The following is a 709-nucleotide window of genomic DNA, read 5'->3' as shown; positions in this document are numbered from 1 at the left end:
GGTATTGAGGAATTTTAATCCGGCTAAAATGAGGAATTATTCACCGGCCTTGACAATAAAACCTCATAAGTCTCTAAGGTTAAAAATAGATTCTGGAAATAGAAAATGGTTTCAAAGGACTCCAGCTATGGCAGAAGGAATAACTGATCACATATGGAGTTTAAAGGAACTATTAACATTTAGCCTGCTTTCGGCAGGTCGACATAAAAATCCATTCAATTTTTCTATTGATATCGTTTTTTTTAGAACTTTTGATATTTAATTTAAATCAAAAATTACTAAATGTTAACCATAACATAATTAATATATATTTATAATATATGAGATAAAAGACAAATCATGCTAGATAGATAATCCGCAAGATGCTGTTTTTTAACTTAACCTACAAAAAATAACAATTAAGAATATTTAGATGTTGGAATGTGCTTGCTGCCGAATGTAGGATTTAGAGTTCCTGTTCAATAATTTGAGGACACGACCGAAAGATAAAAGAAGAATAAAAGAGGAAAAAGTCAAAGGCTAAATGGAAAAAGGAACGGAAAAAGAAATGGAAAAAGAAATGGAAAAAATATGAAACGGATAACATTAAAAAATAAAAATGTAATGTTAAAATGAAAGTTTCTGGCTCTTCGTCGTATAAAATGGGTAATTATTTATAATAAAAATATAATATAAATAAGTATTATATTATTTGTTAAAAAAAACAGCA

The 709-nt window shown here is 27.6% G+C and carries 1 pseudogene; it reads left to right on the top strand.

Going from position 1 to position 709, the window contains the following annotated elements:
* Nucleotides 1-262 (top strand): annotated as a pseudogene (locus tag ASJ81_RS23350) (hypothetical protein); the annotation flags it as partial.
* Nucleotides 263-709 lie beyond the last annotated feature (447 nt).

It is taken from the genome of Methanosarcina spelaei, from assembly GCF_002287235.1.
Lineage (GTDB): Archaea > Halobacteriota > Methanosarcinia > Methanosarcinales > Methanosarcinaceae > Methanosarcina > Methanosarcina spelaei.
Note: the sequence above shows the minus strand (reverse complement) of the source record. Positions and strands in the feature narration are given on the sequence as shown.